The organism is uncultured Escherichia sp. (assembly GCF_948475835.1).
In the GTDB taxonomy this organism is placed as follows: Bacteria; Pseudomonadota; Gammaproteobacteria; order Enterobacterales; family Enterobacteriaceae; genus ECMA0423.
On sequence record NZ_CAOLGM010000063.1, the window covers coordinates 1 to 24,194 of the forward strand.

19 protein-coding genes are annotated in these 24,194 nt (G+C 51.0%); 11 read left to right on the forward strand and 8 right to left on the reverse strand.

Annotation, left to right across the window (positions count from 1 at the left end; genetic code table 11):
• Positions 1–227: 227 nt before the first annotated feature.
• The 4 genes from QZF50_RS13390 to QZF50_RS13405 form a co-directional block, all read right to left on the reverse strand.
• Entirely contained in the window at positions 228–1,493 is a 1,266-nt protein-coding gene (locus tag QZF50_RS13390) for a DUF1479 domain-containing protein (protein WP_000168797.1), read from the reverse strand.
• Between the two features lie 150 nt (positions 1,494–1,643).
• Entirely contained in the window at positions 1,644–2,459 is an 816-nt protein-coding gene (gene ybiV / locus QZF50_RS13395; RefSeq protein ID WP_000114286.1) for a sugar-phosphatase YbiV, read from the reverse strand.
• 145 nt (positions 2,460–2,604) lie between these two features.
• Positions 2,605–5,037, reverse strand: a complete 2,433-nt coding sequence (locus tag QZF50_RS13400) for a glycyl radical protein (protein WP_000209359.1) — start codon at positions 5,035–5,037, stop codon at positions 2,605–2,607.
• A 5-nt stretch (positions 5,038–5,042) separates the two neighbouring features.
• Positions 5,043–5,942, reverse strand: coding sequence for a glycyl-radical enzyme activating protein (locus tag QZF50_RS13405; protein WP_001307076.1), 900 nt, complete (start codon positions 5,940–5,942; stop codon positions 5,043–5,045).
• A 130-nt stretch (positions 5,943–6,072) separates the two neighbouring features.
• On the opposite strand from QZF50_RS13405, the gene fsa reads away from it, so the two are divergent.
• Complete coding sequence (gene fsa / locus QZF50_RS13410; protein ID WP_001351540.1) at positions 6,073–6,735, forward strand: fructose-6-phosphate aldolase; 663 nt, start codon at positions 6,073–6,075, stop codon at positions 6,733–6,735.
• Between the two features lie 87 nt (positions 6,736–6,822).
• Here fsa and moeB read toward each other — a convergent pair whose 3' ends face one another.
• Together moeB and moeA are read right to left on the reverse strand one after the other, a co-directional pair.
• Positions 6,823–7,572: a molybdopterin-synthase adenylyltransferase MoeB gene (moeB, locus tag QZF50_RS13415; protein WP_000829244.1), complete on the reverse strand. Its 750-nt coding sequence runs from the start codon at positions 7,570–7,572 to the stop codon at positions 6,823–6,825.
• Entirely contained in the window at positions 7,572–8,807 is a 1,236-nt protein-coding gene (moeA, locus tag QZF50_RS13420) for a molybdopterin molybdotransferase MoeA (RefSeq protein ID WP_290388888.1), read from the reverse strand. Before moeA ends, moeB begins: the two co-directional genes overlap by 1 nt.
• A gap of 203 nt (positions 8,808–9,010) precedes the next feature.
• On the opposite strand from moeA, the gene iaaA reads away from it, so the two are divergent.
• The 7 genes from iaaA (at position 9,011) to QZF50_RS13455 (ending at position 19,106) form a co-directional block, all read left to right on the forward strand.
• Positions 9,011–9,976 carry a beta-aspartyl-peptidase gene (gene iaaA, locus QZF50_RS13425; protein WP_000513775.1) on the forward strand — a complete coding sequence of 322 codons (966 nt, stop codon included), beginning with the start codon at positions 9,011–9,013 and terminating at the stop codon, positions 9,974–9,976.
• Complete coding sequence (gsiA, locus tag QZF50_RS13430) at positions 9,963–11,834, forward strand: glutathione ABC transporter ATP-binding protein GsiA (protein WP_001315369.1); 1,872 nt, start codon at positions 9,963–9,965, stop codon at positions 11,832–11,834. The genes iaaA and gsiA overlap by 14 nt, the downstream gene beginning before the upstream one ends.
• A 19-nt stretch (positions 11,835–11,853) precedes the next feature.
• Positions 11,854–13,392 carry a glutathione ABC transporter substrate-binding protein GsiB gene (gene gsiB, locus QZF50_RS13435; RefSeq protein ID WP_290388889.1) on the forward strand — a complete coding sequence of 513 codons (1,539 nt, stop codon included), beginning with the start codon at positions 11,854–11,856 and terminating at the stop codon, positions 13,390–13,392.
• A gap of 17 nt (positions 13,393–13,409) precedes the next feature.
• The gene (gene gsiC, locus QZF50_RS13440) at positions 13,410–14,330 is read left to right on the forward strand and encodes a glutathione ABC transporter permease GsiC (protein ID WP_000936043.1); all 921 of its coding nucleotides are present in this window, start codon (positions 13,410–13,412) and stop codon (positions 14,328–14,330) included.
• Between the two features lie 2 nt (positions 14,331–14,332).
• Positions 14,333–15,244, forward strand: coding sequence for a glutathione ABC transporter permease GsiD (gene gsiD / locus QZF50_RS13445; RefSeq protein ID WP_001236044.1), 912 nt, complete (start codon positions 14,333–14,335; stop codon positions 15,242–15,244).
• A gap of 177 nt (positions 15,245–15,421) precedes the next feature.
• The gene (locus QZF50_RS13450; protein ID WP_001471275.1) at positions 15,422–17,770 is read left to right on the forward strand and encodes an EAL domain-containing protein; all 2,349 of its coding nucleotides are present in this window, start codon (positions 15,422–15,424) and stop codon (positions 17,768–17,770) included.
• A 7-nt stretch (positions 17,771–17,777) separates the two neighbouring features.
• Positions 17,778–19,106, forward strand: coding sequence for a GGDEF domain-containing protein (locus QZF50_RS13455; RefSeq protein ID WP_000086916.1), 1,329 nt, complete (start codon positions 17,778–17,780; stop codon positions 19,104–19,106).
• A gap of 46 nt (positions 19,107–19,152) precedes the next feature.
• On the opposite strand, the gene rimO is transcribed toward QZF50_RS13455, so the two are convergent.
• Positions 19,153–20,478 (reverse strand): 30S ribosomal protein S12 methylthiotransferase RimO, encoded by a 1,326-nt coding sequence (rimO, locus tag QZF50_RS13460; protein WP_000049367.1) that lies wholly within the window; start codon positions 20,476–20,478, stop codon positions 19,153–19,155.
• A 212-nt stretch (positions 20,479–20,690) separates the two neighbouring features.
• Here rimO and bssR point away from each other — a divergent pair, with 212 nt between their 5' ends.
• A complete protein-coding gene (bssR, locus tag QZF50_RS13465) occupies positions 20,691–21,074 on the forward strand; it encodes a biofilm formation regulator BssR (RefSeq protein ID WP_000497137.1) in 384 nt (127 codons plus the stop codon).
• A gap of 110 nt (positions 21,075–21,184) precedes the next feature.
• Positions 21,185–22,300 (forward strand): aldose sugar dehydrogenase YliI, encoded by a 1,116-nt coding sequence (gene yliI / locus QZF50_RS13470; protein WP_000555035.1) that lies wholly within the window; start codon positions 21,185–21,187, stop codon positions 22,298–22,300.
• Here the strand turns inward: yliI and gstB are convergent.
• Entirely contained in the window at positions 22,297–22,923 is a 627-nt protein-coding gene (gstB, locus tag QZF50_RS13475) for a glutathione S-transferase GstB (RefSeq protein ID WP_001295292.1), read from the reverse strand. The two genes, yliI and gstB, sit on opposite strands and share 4 nt — an antisense overlap.
• A 246-nt stretch (positions 22,924–23,169) precedes the next feature.
• Here gstB and dacC point away from each other — a divergent pair.
• Positions 23,170–24,194 (forward strand): serine-type D-Ala-D-Ala carboxypeptidase (gene dacC, locus QZF50_RS13480; RefSeq protein ID WP_290388890.1); only part of this gene is annotated, 1,025 nt, incomplete at its 3' end.

The window sequence follows — 24,194 nt, forward strand, 5'->3', positions numbered from 1 at the left end:
ACGGCGCTGTGTCTGGCATGCCTGCAATCCGGGAAACCGGACCAGGAAAAAACTTGCAGGCCATAACAGTATCTACGCAGTACCTGTAATATATTGAATCTGCAGGACTTTGTAGGCCAGATAAGGCGTTAACGCCGCATCAGGCATTAAGAAAGCGCACTTGTCAGCAATCTGAGTAACGTCGAATCGATTTTCTTAATCCCACATCAATTCACTTCCATTAACTCTCAAACATCCATGCCCAACGCTCGCTTACCGTGAATGTTGAGGTCGGCAAGCGTAAAGCGTCCTTCCCAGTTTGTTTCATAGTCCTCGCGCGGGAAGTCGCCCGGCGATGCGCCTTTTTCCAGTGCGGCCTTCACCTTGTGCGCGTAGGCAAGATTTTTCTCGCACATCGGTGCCGCAGGAATGTACATCACGTTGCCCCAGCCCTGTTGATTTTCAACGGGGGCAACGGAATGGATGACGTCGCAGTGCCACCAGACGGAGTCTCCGGCTTCGAGTTTTGGAATGCTGGTTAACGCCTCAATCAACAGTGGATGCCATTGCTCTGATACCGGCAATACTCTTCCGGGCGCTACGCCGCACAGTTCATCCTCCGGCACATCATCAAGCAGCGGACGTAACAGTACGTACGCCATGGCTTCAGGAATGGGCACGACGTGCAGCAGCCCCTGACCAGGCAGCATATCAGAGAGCGCTGTCCAGCCCTGGAATGTCCGAAACACGGAACATTTGGTGGTGTTGTCCACCGTGTACTCTTCAACTTCCGTACGATGTGCCGCATGCCAGGGATCATATTGCGCCAGATTGCCGTTAAAGACGTTGGCGAAAACGCGCTGATACGCTGGAAGCAGCCAGCGTTCCAGTGCCCCGGAGTCGGTATGCGCTCCAAGACCTTTGGAGGTCGTTCCGGGCGGACGGCGGCGGATACGGTCAGGGTAGATGACGCTTACATCCGGGTTAAACCATTGCTTTCCATCACTTTCAAATGTCCACAGACGATTGAGAAACGACTGCGCATTCGCCATTTCTTCACTCTGGCGAGCCTGCATTTGCGCCTGCGACCAGTAGATGGGGTAAATCTCGGGACGTGAAGCGCTGAGCGTCCCGAAGAAATTATCGCCGGGGCCTTTGTAGACCTCGTCAAAGCGGTTGCGGTCCAGATAGTCCAGCATCGACTGATCCCAGCCTAGCGCTTGTTCGCGGGGGAAATGGCCTTTTATCACCGCACAACCGCGACGTTTAATCTGTTCGCGCTGCTCTGCAGTAACATGACCTGCTTTGATATCGGCATAAGACAGCACCGGCCAGACGGCATCGCCCTGTGCTTTGAGTGCGTTGATTTCAGCCACTCGCGTGGCAATGTCATCGCTTAGCTGATTAAAGATCTGCTGGACGTCGCCAAGCTGCGCCCGCAGCGCGTGCTTCATCTGACGGATAGCTGCTTTGTGATCGGCAGGCAATGTGTCGCTGGTAAAAGTAGAAGCCATAACCACCTCGCATAACTTTCATTCGAAACTATGATGATTTGCATGTGACAATATAAGTTATAAATAAGTTAATGCAAGTTTAATGATTTGATGTGATGTACAGGATGTAAAAAGAAGGGAAAACCGGAGCGCATGGCTCCGGTAGAGAGGTCAGCTGTTAAAAGGGGATGTGTTATCCAGCACAGCCTGAATCACATTCAGCGCGCCTTCATGATTATTATCATCGGTAGCGTAACGGGCGATTTGTTTAATGTTTTCCGCAGCATTGCCCATCGCAAAGGAATAACGCGCCATTTTCAGCATCTCCGCATCGTTACCGCTGTCGCCAATCGCTACCACATTTTGCGGTGACAGATCCCAGCGTTTCAGTAACCGCGAAATACCGTTTGCTTTATGTAGACCGGGAATAATCAGGTCGATAAAGCCAAAACCACTGGTGACGGGTTTCATAATGCCATCCAGCGCTATGTGCAGTTTGTCGATCACTAACGGGATTTGTTCATCCGGCAGGTTGAGCGAAAACTTGAACAGTACGTCGTCAATTTCCTGATAATCTTTTACAGGTTTCAGGCGATGGTAGTGTTTTGCCATCAGTGCGACAAATGCTTCGGGGGCATTTTCGCTGACATATGCACTTTGCAGACCGCAGGCGACAAAATTGAGTTGCTTATCTTTTAGCAACTCGCCAATCACAATCCGCGATTCATGTCGGGTCAGTTCGCCGTGGAACAACTGCTTGCCATGTTCGTAAACCAGTGCGCCGTTTTCCGCGACAAAAGAGATCTCATCCTTTAGCTCAGGAAAGAACGAAATAAGCTGGTAATACTGATTACCGCTGGCGACAACGAACTCAATGCCGCGCTTTTTCAGTTCCTGATATTGCGCCATAAAACGTGGTTGGTTGTACGTTTTGACGTCGTTAAGAAAAGTACCGTCCATATCTGTGACGATAACTTTTACGCTCATAGGTGTGCTCCCGGCTCGAAAATGAAACCGTAACAGTGTAATAACAATGTGACGTAGAGCACAAATTATATTTCGAATGAAAGTAAGGATGAAATTGATGATGTGAATGATTTAGCCCGGCGACGACGCCGCCGGGCCGAGGAGATTACAGCATATGTTCAGTACGGGCGATGATATCGTCTTGAGCGTCTGGAGAGAGCGCGGTGAAGAAGGCGGAATAGCCCGCGACACGCACTACCAGATCGCGATACTGATCGGGATGTTTTTTCGCCTCCAGCAGCGTTTCGCGGGAAACGATGTTGTACTGAATATGCCAGCCTTTATGCACCTCGAAGAAGGTACGGAGCAGGATCATCAGTTTCTGCTTGTCAGATTCGTTCTCCAGCGTCGCCGGATTCAGTTTCTGGTTGAGCAACACGCCGCCGAGAATCGCTGCTGTAGGCAGTTTACCCACCGATCCAATGACTGCCGTTGGGCCGAGATGGTCAGTACCGGAAGCCGGGCTTGCGCCTTCTGCCAGCGGGGTGTGGGCTTTACGCCCGTCCGGCGTTGCCATAGTTTGCGCGCCAAACGGTACGTTAGCGGAGATAGATGACGTACCCGCGTAATAGTTGCCGCCAACCGGACCACGACCGTAGCGCGGATTATGGTACTGTTTCAGTTCGTCGATATAGGTCTGATAAGCGCGAGCCAGCAGCGTATCGACAGTATCATCGTCGTTGCCGTACTTCGGCGCACCGTTAATCAGCCGCTGACGCAGTTGCTCATGAGTCAGGCCATCGAAGTCATCCGCCAGTGCGGCAGCCAGCTGTTGCTGACCAATCGCGCCCTGTTCAAATACCAGTTTCTTCACTGCCGCCAGGCTGTTGCCGAGGTTGGCAATGCCAACCTGCAGGCCAGAAACCCAGTCATATTTCGCGCCGCCTTGCTTGATACTTTTCGCTCGCTCAATACAGTCATCCACCAGCGCCGAGCAGAGAATATCGTGCACGTTCTCTTCCAGCATGGTGTCGACGACATATTCGATTTCGATTGATTTACGCGTGTAATAACGGATTTGCGTATCCCACGCGTCCATTACTTCATCGAAATTGTTAAAGTTGCCTGCCGACAACGCTTTTTCTTGTGGCAGGAACACTTTGCCGCTGGTGGCATCACGCCCGCCTTCCAGCGCCGCCAGCATCACGCGGGCGAAGTTGATAAAGCTCATGCCGGTACAGCGATAGCCCCATTTGCCACCGACGGCGGTTTCGATACAACCAATCGCTGCGTAGTCGTAAGCGTCCTGCGGTTCAATACCGAGTTTAATAAATTCCGGGATCACGATTTCGTCGTTGTTGAACGCCGGCATCCCGAAGCCGCAACGGATCACCTGTACGCAGGCGTCGAGGAAATCATTACTCATTCCTGCATGGTAACGCACGCTGAGGTTAGGCTGAGTGGAACGCAGGCGACCGCAGGATTCGAGGATCGCGTAAGAGAGGGGATTCACTGCATCCATTGGTTGACCATCAACCAGATTTTGTCCGCCAATGGTAACGTTCTGATACAGCGGACTTCCCGCAGAGGCTTTTGAGTGTGAGCCGGAGCGGATCTTGTTCACTTCCAGCAGTTTCAGCCAGCAGCTATGTAGCATCTCGATGGCGTGTTCGCGATCCAGCGTCTGGTTGAGTTCAACGTCGCGGCGATAGTACGGGTAGAGATACTGGTCCATACGACCAAACGATACCGAGTGACCGTTAGATTCGATCTGCAAAATCAATTGGATGAAGTAACACAGTTGCAGCGCCTGCCAGAAAGTCTGCGGCGGCTGGTGGGCGATAAGATCGCAGTTTTCTGCCATCGTCAGCAGTTCATCGCGACGGCTTTCGCGAGTTTCGGTAGCAGCCATTTCACGCGCCAGGGCAGCGAAACGTTCAATGTGTTCACTGACTGCCACCAGCACGATATCAATCGCTTTCAGGAATTGTTCGCCATGTAAATCTTCCAGCACCGTCAGATTGATGCGCGAGCGACGTTCCGCTACTTTCTCACGCAGACCATCAAGACCTTTTTCCAGCAGCAGCGGGAAATTCACCGCCAGGTGCGCATCGCCGGAGGTCATATTGCCTTCCGCTTTAATGATTCCGGTCGCCAGCAGACCTTTTTGCTCATCGGTAAACATGCCGTAGCAGCGATCCTGTACGGTCTGACCGCGCCACCACGGGCACACTTCATGCAGAACGCGTTTGTTCTCTTCGCTCACCGCAAAGCCAGCACCGGGACGATCTGCCAGATCATCAATCTCTTTTTCGATCCACGAGACAGTATATTCCGGGAAGATCGGCGCGGCGCGAACTTCGCTTGCCTGGTTGCCAATGATCAACTCATCGTGTTTGATCCAGATGGTGCGATTCGCCAGGTGATGCGCCAGTGCCAGCGCGCGACGTACCGGGATCGGCTTATCGAGATGTTGTTGATACATCTCGGTATAGTGCTGCGCGCGCTCGGTACAGACTGGCGGTTTCACAATATGCACCAGCGCATTTTTGTGCGCTTTAATGCGGTCGCTGAGCGTGTCCAGTTTCAGTGTGGTCATGGTTGTTATCCTCGTAAGGTCGCGGTTAACCCTTTCTGGCAGGCATACTGCTGGGCAAAATCGAGCAGCTCTGGCGCATCAAGCGGTTTTTCCGGGGCGTCATAGGGCAGATTAAGTAAGTGATATTTGTTGATGCCCAGCGTGTGGTAGGGCAGGAAATGAATTTCGCCAACGTGCAGCTCGTCGGCGGCAAAATCGGTAATGGCTTTCACAGAGGTTTCGTCGGCATTAAAGCCCTGAATCAGCGGCACGCGGATAATGATTTTTTTGCCCGCTGCGGCGAGTTTTTTCAGGTTATCCAGCACCCTGGCGGCGTTACCGTCGGTCCACTGTTTAAACGGCGCGTCGGCAACGTGTTTTAAATCGGCAAGAAACAGATCGATATAGGGCAGAGAAGGGGCGATATATTTCCACGGCACATGCAGACAGGTTTCTACCGCAGTATGAATGCCGGCCTCGTGGCTGGCTTGCAGTAGCGCCATCGCCATTTCCGGCTGCATAAAGGGTTCACCACCCGAAAGCGTTAAACCGCCGCCGCTGCGATCGTAAAACGGTTTATCGCGCAGAACGGTCGTCATGATCTCCTCAACGCTTTTCACTTCACCACACACGGTTAATGCCTGTGTCGGACAGCAGTCGGTTAACGCCGTCAGATGCTCCGGGGTTAACTTTTCCCGATGAATAAGCAAACCATTCAGCGCGCGCTCAATCACTTCCGGCGCGGCCTTAGCGCACAGCTCGCAGCCTTCCAGACACAGTCGTGGGTCATACAGCAGATCCTGCGTGCGGGCGCGGCTTTCCGGGTTCTGACACCAGCGGCAGCCCAGCGAACAGCCTTTAAGAAATACGACCGTGCGGATACCGGGGCCATCATGGGTCGAGTAGCGCTGAATATTGAAAATCATAGTTGCCTCTCTGTTTCGTTCAAACATTAAAATACTTTCGAATGAAAGTTAGATTGATGTGCGTCAACTGTTCAGAGAGTTTTCCCGTGATAGTCTACATTCAGACAAAAAGTACATTTTGAGGATGGTTATGGAACTGTATCTGGATACTTCAGACGTTGTTGCGGTGAAGGCGCTGTCACGTATTTTTCCGCTGGCGGGTGTGACCACTAACCCAAGCATTATCGCCGCGGGTAAAAAACCGCTGGAGGTTGTGCTTCCGGAACTTCATGAAGCGATGGGCGGTCAGGGGCGTCTGTTTGCCCAGGTAATGGCTACCACTGCTGAAGGGATGGTGAATGACGCACGTAAATTGCGCTCTATTATTGCGGATATCGTGGTGAAAGTTCCGGTGACCGCCGAGGGGCTGGCAACTATTAAGATGTTAAAAGCGGAAGGGATTCCGACGCTGGGAACCGCGGTATATGGTGCGGCACAAGGGTTGCTGTCGGCGCTGGCAGGTGCGGAATATGTTGCGCCTTACGTTAATCGTATTGATGCTCAGGGCGGTAGCGGTATTCAGACTGTGACCGACTTACACCAGTTATTGAAAATGCATGCGCCGCAGGCGAAAGTGCTGGCAGCGAGTTTCAAAACCCCGCGTCAGGCTCTGGACTGCTTACTGGCAGGATGTGAATCAATTACTCTGCCGCTGGATGTGGCGCAGCAGATGATTAGCTATCCGGCGGTTGATGCCGCTGTGGCGAAGTTTGAGCAGGACTGGCAGGGAGCGTTTGGCAGAACGTCGATTTAACCGGACGTTCTGCATCCTCATAAATTGCTGATGACGTGGCGGAGTGCACCGATGCCTGCCACGTCTTATCAGGCCTGGAGGTGGCAATTACTGCCCGCACACCTCACACCCCGGATTACGCATCAGTTTCATTTCGCGAAACTGACAGGTCATCGCATCGTACATGACGATTTTCCCGCTGGCCGGTTTGCCATAACCTGCCAGCAGCTTGATCGCTTCCATTGCCTGCAACGAACCAATCACGCCAATCAACGGTGCCATTACGCCTGCTTCCACGCAGGTTAATGCATTTTCACCAAACAAACGGCTGAGGCAGCGGTAGCATGGTTCACCGTCCTGATAAGTGAAGACCGTGATTTGACCTTCCATACGAATTGCCGCGCCGGAAACCAGCGGTACCTTCGCGGCAAAACAGCCTGCGTTCAGTTGATTACGTACCGCAACGTTATCCGTACAGTCGAGCACCAGATCGTGTTCAGCAATCATCGCAGCAAGTTCAGCGTCATCCAGCAGTGCATTGACTGGCGTAATCGCAATATGCGGGTTGATCCGCGCCAGGGCGTCACGTGCGGATTCAACCTTAGGTTGCCCGACCGTGGCATCACTGTGCAGCGTCTGGCGTTGCAGATTCGAGAGCGAAACCGTGTCGAAGTCGAGCAGCGTCAGGTTGCCGACACCGGCGCTTGCCAGATACTGCGAGGCTGCGCAGCCGAGTCCACCGAGGCCGACGACCAGCACACGAGAATCTTTTAGCGCCTCCTGACCGTCAAAATCAAAACCGCGCAGAATGATTTGCCGGTTGTAGCGCAGCATCTCCTGATCGCTGAGTTCCGCCATTACAGGCCTCCGAACAACGCGTTAAATGGTTCTACTTCCACCCATTCGCCCACGTCCACATTGCCGCGATCGCGTTCCAGCACGATAAAGCAGTTGCCGAGGCTAAAGGAGCTAAATATATGTGAACCCTGATGTCCGGTGGTCGTCACTTCCAGTTCGCCATCGGCGTTGCGTTGCAGCACGCCGCGCTGGAAATCAAGGCGACCTGGCGTTTTTTTCAGGCGGGACGCTGTGCGTACGCGCTGGCGCGCGGGCAGGCCGCTGGCGGTGTTACCGCTTAGTTTTGCCAGCAAAGGCTGTACCAGTTGATAGAAGGTCAGCGTCGCTGAAACCGGGTTGCCCGGCAGGCCGCAGAACCAGCTATTAGAAAGTTTACCGAACGCGAACGGTTTACCCGGTTTAATCGCCAGCTTCCAGAAGGCGATCTCCCCCAGCTCTTCAAGAATGGTTTTGGTGTAATCCGCTTCACCCACTGAAACACCGCCGGAACTGATCACCACATCCGCCTGGCTGTCGGCTTCAATAAATGCGGCGCGCAGGGCATGTGGATCGTCGCGGATAATCCCTAAGTTGATTACCTCGCATCCCAACTGTGCTAACATCAGGTGTACGGCGAGACGGTTGGTATCGTAGATTTGGCCATCGCCCAGTGGCTGACCGGGCAACTGGAGTTCATCACCGGTAGAAAAAAGCGCTACACGCACTTTACGAATCACCGGAACTTCGGCAATCCCCAGTGAAGCAATCACTGGCAGTTCAGCGGTAGTCAGGCGAGTTCCCGCCGGGAAAACAACCGCACCTGCAGAGATATCTTCACCGCGACGGCGAATATTTTGCCCGCTACGCACTTCAGCAGTAAAACGCACGCCATTGTCCGTTTGTTCAGTCTGCTCCTGCATCACCACCGCTTCGCAGCCTTCCGGCACCGGCGCACCGGTCATAATACGAATGCAGGTACCCGCAGGCCATTCACCATGGTACGGCTGACCGGCAAAGGATTTACCGGCAACGGGCAGCGGTTGCCTGGAGGCAATATCGGCTAAACGCACCGCGTAGCCGTCCATTGCGGAGTTATCAAACCCCGGAACATCAAGCGGCGAAACGACATCGCTCGCCAGAATACGACCAAAACACTGTACCAGTGGCAGCGTTTCCTGGGCGGTCAGTGGGGTGACGCGAGAAAGCATCTCATTAAGCGCGGTGTCGAGCGACATCAATCCGGTGGTAAATTCCATGAAAACACTCCTGTGGAGGCAAAATCGAATTTGCCTATTATGTCAGAAAAACGCCACAGACTGTATGCCACCTCGGGCGTAGCGTTGGCTCCTGCCTTTACATGCCATATCCATCTTTCTATATTCAAAAATTGAATGAGTAATTCATAAAAATTCTGATATTTATAGCAAAAGTGGCGAGCCACCCTTAATGGACGAATACTATGGGCAAAGCAGTCATTGCAATTCATGGTGGCGCAGGTGCAATTAGCCGCGCGCAGATGAGTCTGCAACAGGAATTACGCTACATTGAGGCGTTGTCTGCCATTGTTGAAACCGGGCAGAAAATGCTGGAAGCGGGCGAAAGTGCGCTGGATGTGGTGACGGAAGCGGTGCGTCTGCTGGAAGAGTGTCCACTGTTTAACGCCGGAATTGGCGCTGTCTTTACGCGTGATGAAACCCATGAACTGGACGCCTGTGTGATGGATGGTAACACCCTGAAAGCCGGTGCGGTGGCGGGCGTTAGTCATCTGCGTAATCCGGTTCTTGCCGCCCGGCTGGTGATGGAGCAAAGCCCGCATGTGATGATGATTGGCGAAGGGGCAGAAAATTTTGCGTTTGCTCGTGGCATGGAGCGCGTCTCGCCGGAGATTTTCTCCACGCCTTTGCGTTATGAACAACTACTGGCAGCGCGCAAGGAAGGGGCAACCGTCCTCGACCATAGCGGTGCGCCACTGGATGAAAAACAGAAAATGGGCACCGTGGGGGCCGTGGCGTTGGATTTAGACGGCAATTTGGCGGCAGCCACGTCCACAGGCGGAATGACCAATAAATTACCCGGACGAGTTGGCGATAGTCCCTTAGTGGGTGCCGGATGCTACGCCAATAACGCCAGTGTGGCGGTTTCTTGTACCGGCACGGGCGAAGTCTTCATCCGCGCGCTGGCGGCATATGACATCGCCGCGTTAATGGATTACGGCGGATTAAGTCTCGCGGAAGCCTGCGAGCGGGTAGTAATGGAAAAACTCCCTGCGCTTGGCGGTAGCGGTGGCTTAATCGCTATCGACCATGAAGGGAATGTCGCGCTACCGTTTAACACCGAAGGAATGTATCGCGCCTGGGGCTACGCAGGCGATACGCCAACCACCGGTATCTACCGTGAAAAAGGGGACACCGTTGCCACACAGTGATGAACTTGATGCCGGTAATGTGCTGGCGGTTGAAAATCTGAATATTGCCTTTATGCAGGACCAGCAGAAAATAGCTGCGGTCCGCAATCTCTCTTTTAGTCTGCAACGCGGTGAGACGCTGGCAATTGTTGGCGAATCCGGCTCCGGTAAGTCAGTGACTGCGTTGGCATTGATGCGCCTGTTGGAACAGGCGGGCGGTTTAGTACAGTGCGATAAAATGCTGTTGCAGCGGCGCAGTCGCGAAGTGATTGAACTTAGCGAGCAGAGCGCAGCACAAATGCGCCATGTTCGCGGTGCGGATATGGCGATGATATTTCAGGAGCCGATGACATCGCTGAACCCGGTATTTACTGTGGGTGAACAGATTGCCGAATCAATTCGTCTGCATCAGAACGCCAGTCGTGAAGAAGCGATGGTCGAGGCGAAGCGGATGCTGGATCAGGTACGCATTCCTGAGGCACAAACCATTCTTTCACGTTATCCGCATCAACTCTCTGGCGGGATGCGCCAGCGAGTGATGATTGCGATGGCGCTGTCATGCCGCCCGGCGGTGCTGATTGCCGATGAGCCAACCACCGCGCTGGATGTCACTATTCAGGCGCAGATCCTGCAATTAATCAAAGTATTGCAAAAAGAGATGTCGATGGGCGTTATCTTTATCACTCACGATATGGGCGTGGTGGCAGAGATTGCCGATCGGGTACTGGTGATGTATCAGGGCGAGGCGGTGGAAACGGGTACCGTCGAACAGATTTTTCATGCACCGCAACATCCTTACACCCGTGCGCTGTTAGCTGCTGTTCCGCAACTTGGTGCGATGAAAGGGTTAGATTATCCCCGACGTTTCCCGTTGATATCGCTTGAACATCCAGCGAAACAGGCCCCCCCCATCGAGCAGAAAACGGTGGTGGATGGCGAACCTGTTTTACGAGTGCGTAATCTTGTCACCCGTTTCCCTTTGCGCAGCGGTTTGTTGAATCGCGTAACGCGGGAAGTGCATGCCGTTGAGAAAGTCAGTTTTGATCTCTGGCCTGGCGAAACGCTATCGCTGGTGGGCGAGTCTGGCAGCGGTAAATCCACTACCGGGCGGGCGTTGCTGCGCCTGGTCGAATCGCAGGGCGGCGAAATTATCTTTAACGGTCAGAGAATCGATACCTTGTCACCCGGCAAACTTCAGGCATTGCGCCGGGATATTCAGTTTATTTTTCAGGACCCTTACGCTTCGCTGGACCCACGTCAGACCATCGGTGATTCGATTATCGAACCGCTGCGTGTACACGGTTTATTGCCAGGTAAAGAAGCGGCTGCACGCGTTGCGTGGTTGCTGGAGCGCGTGGGCCTGTTACCTGAACATGCCTGGCGTTACCCGCATGAGTTTTCCGGCGGTCAGCGCCAGCGCATCTGCATTGCTCGCGCGTTGGCATTGAATCCGAAAGTGATCATTGCCGACGAAGCCGTCTCGGCGCTGGATGTTTCTATTCGCGGGCAGATTATCAACTTGTTGCTCGATCTCCAGCGTGATTTCGGCATTGCGTATCTGTTTATCTCCCACGATATGGCCGTGGTAGAGCGGATTAGTCATCGTGTGGCGGTGATGTATCTCGGACAAATTGTTGAAATTGGTCCACGGCGCGCGGTCTTCGAAAACCCGCAGCATCCTTATACGCGTAAATTACTGGCGGCAGTTCCGGTCGCTGAACCGTCCCGACAACGACCGCAGCGTGTACTGCTGTCGGACGATCTTCCCAGCAATATTCATCTGCGTGGCGAAGAGGTGGCAGCCGTCTCGTTGCAATGCGTCGGGCCGGGGCATTACGTCGCACAACCACAATCAGAATACGCATTCATGCGTAGATAACATTCAGGCGGAGAATAAAATGGCAAGAGCTGTACACCGTAGTGGGTTAGTGGCGTTGGGCATTGCGACAGCGTTGATGGCATCTTGTGCATTCGCTGCCAAAGATGTGGTGGTGGCGGTAGGATCGAACTTCACCACGCTCGATCCGTATGACGCAAATGACACGTTATCTCAGGCCGTAGCGAAATCGTTTTACCAGGGGCTGTTTGGTCTGGATAAAGAGATGAAACTGAAAAACGTGCTGGCGGAGAGTTATACCGCTTCCGATGACGGCCTTACATACACCGTGAAATTGCGGGAAGGAATTAAATTCCAGGATGGCACCGATTTCAACGCAGCGGCGGTAAAAGCGAATCTGGACCGGGCCAGCGATCCGGCGAATCATCTTAAACGCTATAACCTGTATAAGAATATTGCCAAAACGGAGGCGATCGATCCAACAACAGTAAAGATTACTCTCAAACAGCCGTTCTCAGCGTTTATTAATATTCTTGCCCATCCGGCGACCGCGATGATTTCACCGGCAGCGCTGGAAAAATATGGCAAGGAGATTGGTTTTCATCCGGTGGGAACCGGACCGTATGAACTGGATACCTGGAATCAGACCGATTTTGTGAAGGTGAAAAAATTCGCGGGTTACTGGCAGCCAGGAATGCCCAAACTGGACAGTATAACCTGGCGTCCGGTGGCGGATAACAACACCCGCGCGGCAATGCTGCAAACCGGTGAAGCGCAGTTTGCTTTCCCCATTCCCTACGAGCAGGCCACACTGCTGGAGAAAAACAAAAATATCGAGTTGATGGCCAGTCCGTCAATTATGCAGCGTTATATCAGTATGAACGTGACGCAAAAGCCGTTCGATAACCCGAAGGTCCGTGAGGCGCTGAATTACGCCATTAACCGTCCGGCGCTGGTGAAAGTTGCCTTTGCGGGCTATGCAACGCCAGCTACTGGTGTGGTACCGCCAAGTATCGCCTACGCGCAAAGTTATAAACCGTGGCCTTACGATCCAGTGAAAGCGCGCGAATTACTGAAAGAGGCGGGATATCCCAACGGTTTCAGTACCACGCTGTGGTCGTCACATAACCACAGCACCGCGCAGAAAGTGCTGCAATTTACCCAGCAGCAGTTAGCGCAGGTCGGGATTAAAGCCCAGGTGACTGCGATGGATGCCGGACAGCGGGCGGCAGAAGTTGAAGGTAAAGGGCAAAAAGAGAGCGGCGTGCGGATGTTCTACACTGGCTGGTCGGCTTCAACCGGCGAAGCCGACTGGGCACTATCGCCGTTGTTTGCCTCGCAAAACTGGCCACCGACGCTGTTTAATACCGCGTTTTACAGCAATAAACAGGTGGATGACTTCCTGGCTCAGGCACTGAAAACTAATGATCCGGCGGAAAAGACCCGCTTGTATAAGGCGGCGCAGGATATCATCTGGCAAGAGTCGCCGTGGATCCCGCTGGTGGTAGAAAAACTGGTGTCGGCACACAGTAAAAACCTGACCGGTTTTTGGATCATGCCAGACACCGGCTTCAGCTTTGAAGACGCGGATTTGCAATAAGCAACGCAGGGAGTGGAATGCTTAATTACGTTATCAAACGATTACTGGGGTTGATTCCGACGCTGTTTATCGTCTCGGTGCTGGTGTTTTTATTTGTGCATATGCTGCCCGGCGATCCGGCGCGATTGATTGCCGGGCCCGAAGCTGATGCGCAGGTTATAGAACTGGTGCGTCAGCAGCTGGGGTTGGATCAGCCGCTGTATCACCAGTTCTGGCACTATATCAGCAATGCTGTGCAGGGGGATTTTGGCCTGTCGATGGTGTCGCGTCGTCCGGTTGCCGATGAGATTGCCAGCCGCTTTATGCCAACGCTGTGGCTGACCATAACCAGTATGGTCTGGGCGGTGATATTTGGTATGGCGGCGGGAATTATCGCCGCCGTCTGGCGTAATCGTTGGCCGGATCGATTGAGTATGACCATTGCGGTGTCGGGGATCTCGTTTCCGGCATTTGCGCTGGGGATGCTTTTAATTCAGGTATTCTCCGTTGAACTGGGCTGGCTGCCTACCGTGGGAGCAGACAGTTGGCAGCACTACATTTTACCCTCCCTGACGCTCGGCGCGGCAGTGGCAGCCGTGATGGCGCGCTTTACCCGCGCGTCGTTTGTCGATGTTTTAAGCGAAGATTATATGCGTACCGCGAGGGCGAAAGGGGTGAGCGAAACCTGGGTTGTCCTCAAACACGGGCTACGTAACGCGATGATCCCGGTAGTGACCATGATGGGCTTACAGTTTGGCTTTTTGCTCGGTGGTTCTATCGTGGTGGAGAAAGTTTTCAACTGGCCCGGACTTGGACGCTTACTCGTTGACTCCGTAGAAATGCGCGATTACCCGGTGATTCAGGCGGAAATTCTGCTTTTCTCGCTGGAATTTATTCTTATCAACTTAGTGGTGGATGTGCTTTACGCCGCCATTAACCCGGCTATCAGGTACAAGTAAGGATGCGACTATTTAACTGGCGACGTCAGGCGGTGTTAAACGCCATGCCACTGGTCAAACCTGACCAGGTGCGTACACCGTGGCATGAATTCTGGCGACGATTTCGCCGTCAGCATATGGCGATGACCGCCGCATTATTCGTTATTTTATTGATTGTGGTGGCCATTTTTGCACGCTGGATCGCTCCCTATGACGCCGAAAATTATTTTGATTATGACAATCTGAATAACGGACCTTCTTTGCAGCACTGGTTTGGCGTCGATTCACTGGGGCGCGACATTTTCAGCCGTGTCCTGGTTGGTGCGCAAATCTCGCTGGCGGCGGGCGTGTTTGCCGTGTTTATCGGTGCGGCGATAGGGACGTTGCTGGGCTTGCTGGCTGGATATTATGAAGGCTGGTGGGATCGGCTGATCATGCGCATTTGCGATGTGCTGTTTGCCTTCCCGGGTATTTTACTGGCGATCGCTGTTGTTGCGGTGTTGGGAAGCGGCATTGCTAACGTGATTATCGCAGTCGCCATTTTTTCCATCCCCGCGTTTGCCCGCCTGGTGCGCGGCAACACGCTGGTGTTGAAACAGCAAACCTTTATTGAGTCAGCACGCAGTATTGGTGCCAGCGATATGACCATTTTATTGCGTCATATCTTGCCTGGGACCGTCTCGTCTATCGTGGTGTTTTTCACCATGCGCATTGGCACCTCGATTATCTCTGCCGCCAGCCTGTCATTTCTCGGCCTCGGTGCGCAGCCGCCGACACCAGAGTGGGGAGCAATGCTCAATGAGGCACGAGCGGATATGGTTATCGCGCCGCATGTCGCTGTTTTTCCGGCCCTGGCTATTTTTCTGACCGTACTGGCGTTCAATTTGTTGGGCGATGGTTTACGCGATGCGCTGGATCCGAAAATTAAAGGATAGTTACGTTTGAATATTGCTTGAAAGGGTAATCACCTCACAGGAAATTATTGCCCTAAGCAAGTGTTGTAACTTTCTGCTGATTTTGTAGAATCGGGTAATTTGGTTAAAAAGCCGCAGCAAGGGACTATTTTTGCAGCGGCACAGCGTTCAGATAGTTATTTTGTTAAATGTATTAACATGCTGAGTTTATACGAAAAGATAAAGATAAGGCTGATAATTTTATTTTTATTGGCAGCACTGTCATTTATTGGTCTTTTTTTCATCATTAACTATCAACTGGTATCGGAACGCGCGGTAAAACGTGCCGATAGCCGCTTTGAACTTATTCAGAAAAACGTTGGCTATTTCTTTAAAGATATTGAACGTTCGGCCCTGACATTAAAGGACTCACTGTATTTATTAAAAAATACAGAGGGGATTCAACGCGCCGTGATTCTGAAAATGGAAATGATGCCATTTTTAGACTCGGTGGGACTGGTACTTGATGATAATAAATATTATCTCTTTTCACGGAGGGCGAATGATAAAATCGTTGTTTATCATCAGGAACAAGTAAATGGACCGCTTGTCGACGAGTCAGGGCGGGTTATTTTTGCCGATTTTAACCCATCGAAACGACCGTGGTCGGTGGCTTCAGATGACTCTAACAACAGCTGGAATCCGGCATACAATTGCTTTGATCGTCCGGGTAAAAAATGTATCTCTTTTACGCTACGTATCAACGGCAAAGATCACGATTTGTTAGCGGTAGATAAAATTCATGTCGATTTAAACTGGCGGTATCTGAACGAGTATCTTGATCAAATCAGCGCTAATGATGAAGTTCTATTTTTGAAACAAGGTCATGAGATCATTGCCAAGAATCAACTCGCTCGTGAAAAACTGATTATTTATAATAGCGAAGGTAATTATAATATTATTGATTCTGTCGATACGGAGTATATTGCAAAGACATCAGCAGTGCCAAATAATGCATTGTTCGAAATCTATTTTTATTATCCTGGCGGTAATTTATTGAACGCATCAGATAAACTTTTTTATCTACCGTTTGCGTTCATTATTATCGTGTTGCTGGTGGTATATTTCATGACCACTCGTGTGTTCCGTCGGCAATTTTCTGAAATGACCGAGCTGGTTAATACGCTGGCGTTTTTGCCCGACTCAACGGATCAAATCGAGGCTCTGAAAATTCGCGAAGGCGATGCGAAAGAGATTATCAGCATCAAAAATTCGATCGCGGAAATGAAAGATGCCGAAATTGAACGGTCAAATAAATTGCTCTCACTGATCTCTTACGATCAGGAAAGCGGTTTTATTAAAAATATGGCGATTATTGAGTCCAACAATAATCAGTATCTGGCTGTGGGGATCATCAAACTGTGTGGTCTGGAAGCCGTGGAAGCGGTGTTTGGTGTTGATGAACGCAATAAAATCGTCAGGAAATTGTGTCAGCGAATTGCCGAGAAATATGCGCAATGCTGCGATATCGTGACATTCAATGCCGATCTCTATTTACTTCTGTGTCGGGAAAATGTACAGACATTTACCCGTAAAATAGCGATGGTAAACGATTTTGACAGCAGCTTTGGCTACCGCAATCTGCGCATCCATAAGTCTGCCATTTGTGAACCTTTGCAGGGGGAAAACGCCTGGAGTTACGCAGAAAAACTGAAACTGGCGATTTCCAGTATCCGTGACCATATGTTCTCCGAGTTTATTTTTTGTGATGACGCGAAACTCAACGAAATAGAAGAGAATATCTGGATTGCGCGTAATATTCGCCATGCAATGGAAATTGGCGAACTATTCCTCGTCTATCAACCGATCGTTGATATTAACACCCGCGCCATTCTGGGCGCGGAGGCGTTGTGCCGTTGGGTTTCTGCGGAGCGGGGGATCATTTCACCGCTGAAGTTCATTACCATTGCTGAAGATATCGGGTTTATCAATGAGCTGGGTTATCAGATTATTAAAACGGCAATGGGTGAATTCAGACATTTTAGTCAGCGTGCGTCGCTGAAGGATGATTTCTTACTGCATATTAATGTTTCGCCCTGGCAGTTAAACGAACCGCACTTTCATGAGCGTTTTACCACCATCATGAAAGAAAATGGCCTGAAGGCGAACAGCCTCTGTGTTGAGATCACTGAAACCGTGATCGAGCGAATTAATGAACATTTTTATCTCAATATTGAACAACTGCGTAAACAAGGGGTACGGATATCGATTGATGACTTTGGCACCGGTTTGTCAAACCTGAAACGTTTTTATGAAATTAATCCAGACAGCATAAAGGTGGACTCGCAATTTACCGGCGATATTTTCGGTACTGCGGGAAAAATTGTGCGCATTATTTTCGATCTGGCACGCTATAACCGGATCCCGGTGATTGCGGAAGGCGTAGAGAGCGAAGACGTTGCGCGCGAATTAATCAAATTAGGATGTGTTCAGGCCCAAGGGTATCTGTACCAGAAACCCATGCCATTCTCCGCCTGGGATAAAAGTGGAAAATTAGTAAAAGAGTAGTTTACGTATGTCCAGAATCAATAAGTTCGTACTTACAGTCAGTCTGCTGATTTTTATCATGATTTCAGCAGTTGCCTGCGGGATCTACACTCAAATGGTAAAGGAACGGGTGTATAGCCTGAAACAGTCCGTTATTGATACTGCTTTTGCGGTGGCAAATATTGCTGAATATCGGCGTAGCGTGGCAATTGATCTTATCAATACGCTAAATCCCACGGAGGAACAGCTGTTGGTTGGCTTACGCACAGCTTACGCTGACTCGGTTTCACCCTCTTACTTGTACGATGTCGGTCCTTATCTGATTTCCAGTGACGAATGTATTCAGGTAAAGGAGTTCGAGAAAAATTATTGTGCAGATATTATGCAGGTTGTGAAGTATCGACATGTCAAAAATACAGGGTTTATCTCTTTTGACGGTAAAACCTTCGTCTATTACCTCTATCCGGTAACTCACAATCGTAGTCTGATATTTTTGCTTGGTCTGGAGCGTTTTTCTTTACTGTCAAAATCGCTGGCGATGGACAGCGAGAACCTGATGTTCTCTCTATTTAAGAACGGTAAACCGGTGACCGGTGATGAATATTATGCTAAAAACGCCATCTTCACCGTTTCGGAAGCGATGGAGCACTTCGCCTATTTGCCGACCGGATTGTACGTATTTGCGTATAAAAAAGATGTTTATTTGCGGGTCTGTACATTGATTATTTTCTTTGCCGCATTGGTGGCAGTGATATCGGGTACCAGTTGCCTCTATCTGGTACGCAGAGTGATTAATCGTGGTATTGTGGAGAAAGAAGCCATCATTAATAACCATTTTGAACGCGTACTGGATGGCGGGCTTTTCTTTTCGGCTGCCGATGTCAAAAAACTCTACAGTATGTATAACTCGGCGTTCCTGGACGACCTGACCAAAGCAATGGGCAGAAAATCCTTTGACGAAGATTTAAAAGCGCTGCCGGAAAAAGGCGGTTATTTGTGCCTGTTTGACGTCGATAAATTCAAAAACATTAACGACACCTTCGGTCATTTGCTGGGCGATGAAGTGTTGATGAAAGTGGTGAAAATCCTTAAATCACAGATCCCGGTAGATAAAGGTAAAATCTACCGCTTCGGCGGTGACGAATTTGCGGTGATTTATACGGGTGGAACGCTGGAAGAGTTGCTATCGATTCTAAAAGAAATCGTTCATTTCCAGGTGGGAAGCATTAATTTAAGTACCAGTATCGGTGTAGCGCATTCAAATGAATGTACCACCGTCGAACGCTTGAAAATGCTGGCGGATGAGCGGCTGTATAAGAGTAAGAAAAACGGCAGGGCTCAGATTAGCTGGCAGTAATCATTATTCGCAGGCCGGACAAATGATTTTGCCCGGCCTGAATTAATTAAACCCGGCTACCCCACAAATCGTACTCATCGGCGTGCTCGACTTTCACACGCAGGATATCACCCGGCTTAACGTTGGTTTCACCATTGAGATAAACCGCGCCGTCGATTTCCGGTGCATCTGCCATGCTGCGACCAATCGCGCCTTCTTCGTCCACTTCGTCGATAATCACCAGAATTTCACGGCCCACTTTCTCTTGCAGGCGCTCGGCGGAAATCTGCTGCTGCAGCTGCATGAAACGGTTCCAGCGTTCTTCTTTAACTTCTTCCGGAACCTGGTCAGGCAGGGCATTGGCGTCTGCACCTTCAACCGGGCTGTATTTAAAGCAGCCAACGCGATCCAGACGCGCTTCTTTCAGGAAGTCGAGTAGCATCTGGAAATCTTCTTCTGTCTCGCCAGGGAAGCCGACAATAAAGGTTGAGCGTAGGGTCAGTTCCGGGCAGATTTCGCGCCACTGTTTGATGCGCGCCAGTTGGCGATCTACAGAACCCGGACGCTTCATCAGTTTGAGAATGCGCGGGCTGGCGTGCTGCAACGGAATGTCCAGATACGGCAGGATTTTGCCTTCTGCCATCAGTGGGATGACGTCGTCCACATGCGGATAAGGGTAAACGTAGTGCAGACGTGTCCAGATCCCCAGTTTCGATAACTGTTCGCACAGGCTGACCATGCTGGTTTTTACCGGCTCGCCGTTGTGGAAGCCAGTACGATGTTTAACATCAACGCCATAGGCGGAAGTATCCTGCGAGATCACCAGAATCTCTTTAACGCCCGCATCTACCAGACGTTTCGCTTCACTTAACACTTCGCCAATCGGACGGCTCACCAGGTCGCCGCGCATAGACGGAATAATGCAGAAGGTGCAGCGGTGATTACAGCCTTCCGAAATTTTCAGATAGGCATAATGACGCGGCGTCAGTTTCACACCTTGTTCTGGCACCAGGCTCAGGAATGGGTTGTGTTTCGGTTTTGGCACGTAGTGATGAACGTGCTCCAGAACCTGCTCATAGCTATGAGGCCCGGTAATTTCCAGCACTTTCGGGTGGACTTCGCGGATCTGATCTTCTTTTGCCCCCAGACAACCGGTCACAATTACCTTGCCGTTTTCATTCAACGCTTCACCAATGGCTTCCAGTGATTCTTGTACCGCGCTGTCAATAAAGCCGCAGGTGTTGACGATCACCATGTCCGCATCGTCATAGCTCGGTACCACGTCATAACCTTCAGTGCGGAGTTCGGTGAGAATACGCTCTGAATCGACAAGGTTTTTCGGACAGCCAAGGGAAACAAAGCCGATTTTCGGCTGGGGAGTTACTTTGCTCATAGCTTAAAAAATATTCAGTTACAGGAAAGGTCAGGGCAGGGATTCTACAGAGTTCTGGATAAAATTTGTATCGCAATCTCATTCGCTGGCGGAGGCGAAGGAAATGTAAATTTTGTTAATTCGGCGTGAAGAATTGATCCTGGACAGCATTTTGCTCAAAAAATAGCCATACTATTTAATTGCAACAAGGCTGGAAAGAGGAGGATCGAAGTATGTTCGTTGACAGACAGCGAATCGATCTGCTGAACCGGTTGATCGACGCACGCGTTGACCTCGCTGCATACGTGCAACTGAGGAAGGCAAAAGGATACATGTCCGTCAGCGAAAGCAATCATCTACGAGATAACTTTTTTAAACTGAATCGCGAACTGCACGATAAATCGCTGCGGTTGAATCTTCATCTGGATCAGGAAGAGTGGAGTGCTCTTCATCATGCTGAAGAAGCATTAGCGACAGCCGCAGTATGTTTGATGAGTGGGCACCATGATTGCCCGACTGTTATTACCGTCAACGCCGATAAGCTTGAAAATTGTCTGATGAGCTTAACGCTGAGTATCCAGAGCCTGCAGAAGCACGCCATGCTTGAGAAGGCCTGAAAACTAAGGGGGAGAAAGCGTCTCCCCCTTCATGTTTAAGTTTTTGTAAAAATGAATTTGTTATCTCCTCCACTGACTACGCTTTAAGCCAGAGTCAATCCGGAGGCGTTATGCATCGACAATCCTTTTTCCTTGTGCCCCTTATTTGTCTTTCTTCCGCTCTCTGGGCGGCTCCTGCAACGGTAAATGTCGAAGTACTGCAAGACAAACTCGACCATCCCTGGGCACTGGCCTTTTTACCCGATAATCACGGTATGTTAATCACTCTGCGCGGCGGCGAGTTGCGTCACTGGCAAGCAGGAAAAGGATTATCTGCGCCGCTTTCCGGAGTTCCGGACGTTTGGGCGCACGGGCAGGGCGGCCTGCTGGACGTGGTTTTAGCGCCTGATTTTGCTCAGTCTCGCCGCATCTGGTTAAGTTATTCCGAAGTTGGCGATGATGGCAAAGCCGGAACTGCTGTGGGTTATGGCCGCTTAAGTGATGATCTCTCAAAAGTGACCGACTTCCGCACCGTCTTCCGCCAGATGCCAAAACTGTCTACCGGCAACCATTTTGGCGGGCGGCTGGTATTCGACGGTAAAGGTTATCTTTTTATTGCTCTGGGCGAAAACAATCAGCGCCCGACGGCGCAGGATCTGGATAAATTACAGGGCAAACTGGTGCGTCTGACCGACCAGGGCGAAATCCCGGATGATAATCCTTTTATAAAGGAATCCGGTGTGCGCGCCGAGATCTGGTCTTATGGCATTCGTAATCCGCAAGGAATGGCGATGAATCCGTGGAGTAATGCACTGTGGCTGAATGAACATGGCCCGCGCGGTGGTGATGAAATTAATATCCCGCAAAAAGGCAAAAACTACGGCTGGCCGCTGGCAACCTGGGGAATCAACTATTCAGGCTTTAAGATACCGGAAGCGAAAGGGGAGATCGTCGCCGGGACCGAGCAACCTGTTTTTTACTGGAAAGATTCGCCCGCTGTGAGCGGCATGGCCTTCTATAACAGCGATAAATTCCCCCAGTGGCAGCAAAAATTATTTATTGGCGCGCTGAAAGATAAAGATGTCATTGTGATGAGCGTCAACGGCGACAAAGTGACAGAAGATGGCCGTATTTTAACGGACAGAGGGCAGCGAATTCGTGATGTTCGCACTGGACCCGACGGTTATTTATACGTTCTCACCGACGAGTCCAGTGGGGAATTACTTAAAGTTAGCCCACGCAATTAGCTAACGGGAATCATCACCACTTTGCGCACTGCGGGGCGTTCAGTGAGTTGCTGATACCAGCGTTGCAGATTTGGACGCGGTGTCCAGGTCAGGCCAACGTTAAACAAATTGTAGATGAACGGTGCGATAGCGATATCGCCCACACCAAACTCGTCGCCAGAGAACCATTTTACTTTTGCCAGTTCCGCATCGAGCAGGGCAAACAGGGCGTCGCACTCTTTGCAACTGGCATCAATGGCGGCCTGATCGCGCTCTTCCGGTGGTGTTCTGACTAATCCCATCAGGATCCCGCGATGAGCATTACTGAGCGTCTGGTTTGCCCAGTCCATCCATTTTTCCGCTTCCGCACGACGTGCCGGTGAGTCGATCCACAGACGTTTTTGCCCGTACTGTGCCGCCAGATAGCGGACAATGGCGTTTGATTCCCAAAGAATGAGATCACTTTCGTCGTCACGCAACAACGGCACCAGCCCGTTAGGGTTCATCGCCAGAAAATCAGCATCGTGATTTATCCCAAACTCACGGCCCGCGAGAATTTGCTCATAAGGTAGTTCCAGTTCTTCGAGCGTCAGCAATACTTTTTTTACGTTGGTTGAATTATTCCGACCCCACAGCGTAATCATACTCACCCCTTTTCCGACAGGCAGCCACAGGCTGAACAGGACTCCGATGGTGAAGTAAAGTTAACTTTTAAGCAACAGCTGGCAAAAAAATGACACCAGAAGCAGCGAAGCGGCAGGATATTGCATAAACTTTAAAAACTTTACCAACTTACGGTTTCTTTAAGTTTGTGTGTGCGTTATTAATCACCGAACTTATCATACGGCGATATAACGTATTTTTTTTGAATGGATACTCGGGTGGCATTTATGACGCAATACTCCTCTCTCCTTCGTGGTCTTGCAGCGGGTTCTGCATTTTTATTCCTTTTTGCCCCAACGGCATTCGCGGCGGAACAAACCGTTGAAGCGCCGAGCGTGGATGCGCGTGCATGGATTTTAATGGATTACGCCAGCGGTAAAGTGCTGGCAGAAGGCAACGCGGATGAGAAACTGGATCCCGCGAGCCTGACTAAAATCATGACCAGCTATGTGGTTGGGCAGGCGCTTAAGGCCGATAAGATTAAACTCACCGATATGGTGACGGTCGGTAAAGATGCCTGGGCGACGGGAAATCCGGCACTGCGTGGTTCATCGGTAATGTTCCTCAAACCGGGCGATCAGGTTTCGGTGGCAGACTTGAACAAAGGTGTGATTATCCAGTCCGGTAATGACGCCTGTATTGCGCTGGCTGATTACGTTGCCGGGAGCCAGGAGTCATTTATTGGTCTGATGAATGGTTATGCCAAAAAACTGGGTCTGACCAACACTACCTTCCAGACGGTGCACGGCCTGGATGCGCCGGGGCAGTTCAGCACCGCGCGCGATATGGCATTGCTGGGTAAAGCATTGATCCACGATGTGCCGGAAGAGTACGCCATTCATAAAGAGAAAGAGTTCACCTTCAACAAAATTCGTCAGCCTAACCGTAACCGTCTGCTGTGGAGCAGCAATCTGAATGTTGATGGCATGAAGACAGGAACCACGGCAGGCGCGGGATATAATCTGGTTGCTTCGGCTACCCAGGGCGATATGCGTTTAATCTCCGTAGTGTTGGGGGCGAAAACCGACCGTATCCGTTTTAATGAGTCTGAGAAATTATTGACCTGGGGTTTCCGCTTCTTTGAAACCGTGACGCCAATTAAACCTGATGCCACCTTTGTGACTCAGCGCGTCTGGTTTGGTGATAAGAGCGAAGTGAATCTCGGGGCAGGTGAAGCGGGCTCAGTGACCATACCGCGTGGGCAGCTGAAAAACCTGAAAGCGAGTTATACGTTAACGGAACCGCAGCTTAC

What these genes read in the sequence shown, in the direction of transcription:
- ybiV (WP_000114286.1), bottom strand. Translation starts at nt 2,459, where the DNA reads ATGAGCGTAAAAGTTATCGTCACAGATATGGACGGTACTTTTCTTAAC.
- yliI (WP_000555035.1), top strand. Translation starts at nt 21,185, where the DNA reads ATGCATCGACAATCCTTTTTCCTTGTGCCCCTTATTTGTCTTTCTTCC.
- QZF50_RS13455 (WP_000086916.1), top strand. Translation starts at nt 17,778, where the DNA reads ATGTCCAGAATCAATAAGTTCGTACTTACAGTCAGTCTGCTGATTTTT.
- moeB (WP_000829244.1), bottom strand. Translation starts at nt 7,572, where the DNA reads ATGGCGGAACTCAGCGATCAGGAGATGCTGCGCTACAACCGGCAAATC.
- gstB (WP_001295292.1), bottom strand. Translation starts at nt 22,923, where the DNA reads ATGATTACGCTGTGGGGTCGGAATAATTCAACCAACGTAAAAAAAGTA.
- QZF50_RS13390 (WP_000168797.1), bottom strand. Translation starts at nt 1,493, where the DNA reads ATGGCTTCTACTTTTACCAGCGACACATTGCCTGCCGATCACAAAGCA.
- gsiC (WP_000936043.1), top strand. Translation starts at nt 13,410, where the DNA reads ATGCTTAATTACGTTATCAAACGATTACTGGGGTTGATTCCGACGCTG.
- rimO (WP_000049367.1), bottom strand. Translation starts at nt 20,478, where the DNA reads ATGAGCAAAGTAACTCCCCAGCCGAAAATCGGCTTTGTTTCCCTTGGC.
- gsiB (WP_290388889.1), top strand. Translation starts at nt 11,854, where the DNA reads ATGGCAAGAGCTGTACACCGTAGTGGGTTAGTGGCGTTGGGCATTGCG.
- QZF50_RS13400 (WP_000209359.1), bottom strand. Translation starts at nt 5,037, where the DNA reads ATGACCACACTGAAACTGGACACGCTCAGCGACCGCATTAAAGCGCAC.
- QZF50_RS13450 (WP_001471275.1), top strand. Translation starts at nt 15,422, where the DNA reads ATGCTGAGTTTATACGAAAAGATAAAGATAAGGCTGATAATTTTATTT.
- iaaA (WP_000513775.1), top strand. Translation starts at nt 9,011, where the DNA reads ATGGGCAAAGCAGTCATTGCAATTCATGGTGGCGCAGGTGCAATTAGC.
- bssR (WP_000497137.1), top strand. Translation starts at nt 20,691, where the DNA reads ATGTTCGTTGACAGACAGCGAATCGATCTGCTGAACCGGTTGATCGAC.
- QZF50_RS13405 (WP_001307076.1), bottom strand. Translation starts at nt 5,942, where the DNA reads ATGATTTTCAATATTCAGCGCTACTCGACCCATGATGGCCCCGGTATC.
- moeA (WP_290388888.1), bottom strand. Translation starts at nt 8,807, where the DNA reads ATGGAATTTACCACCGGATTGATGTCGCTCGACACCGCGCTTAATGAG.
- fsa (WP_001351540.1), top strand. Translation starts at nt 6,073, where the DNA reads ATGGAACTGTATCTGGATACTTCAGACGTTGTTGCGGTGAAGGCGCTG.
- gsiD (WP_001236044.1), top strand. Translation starts at nt 14,333, where the DNA reads ATGCGACTATTTAACTGGCGACGTCAGGCGGTGTTAAACGCCATGCCA.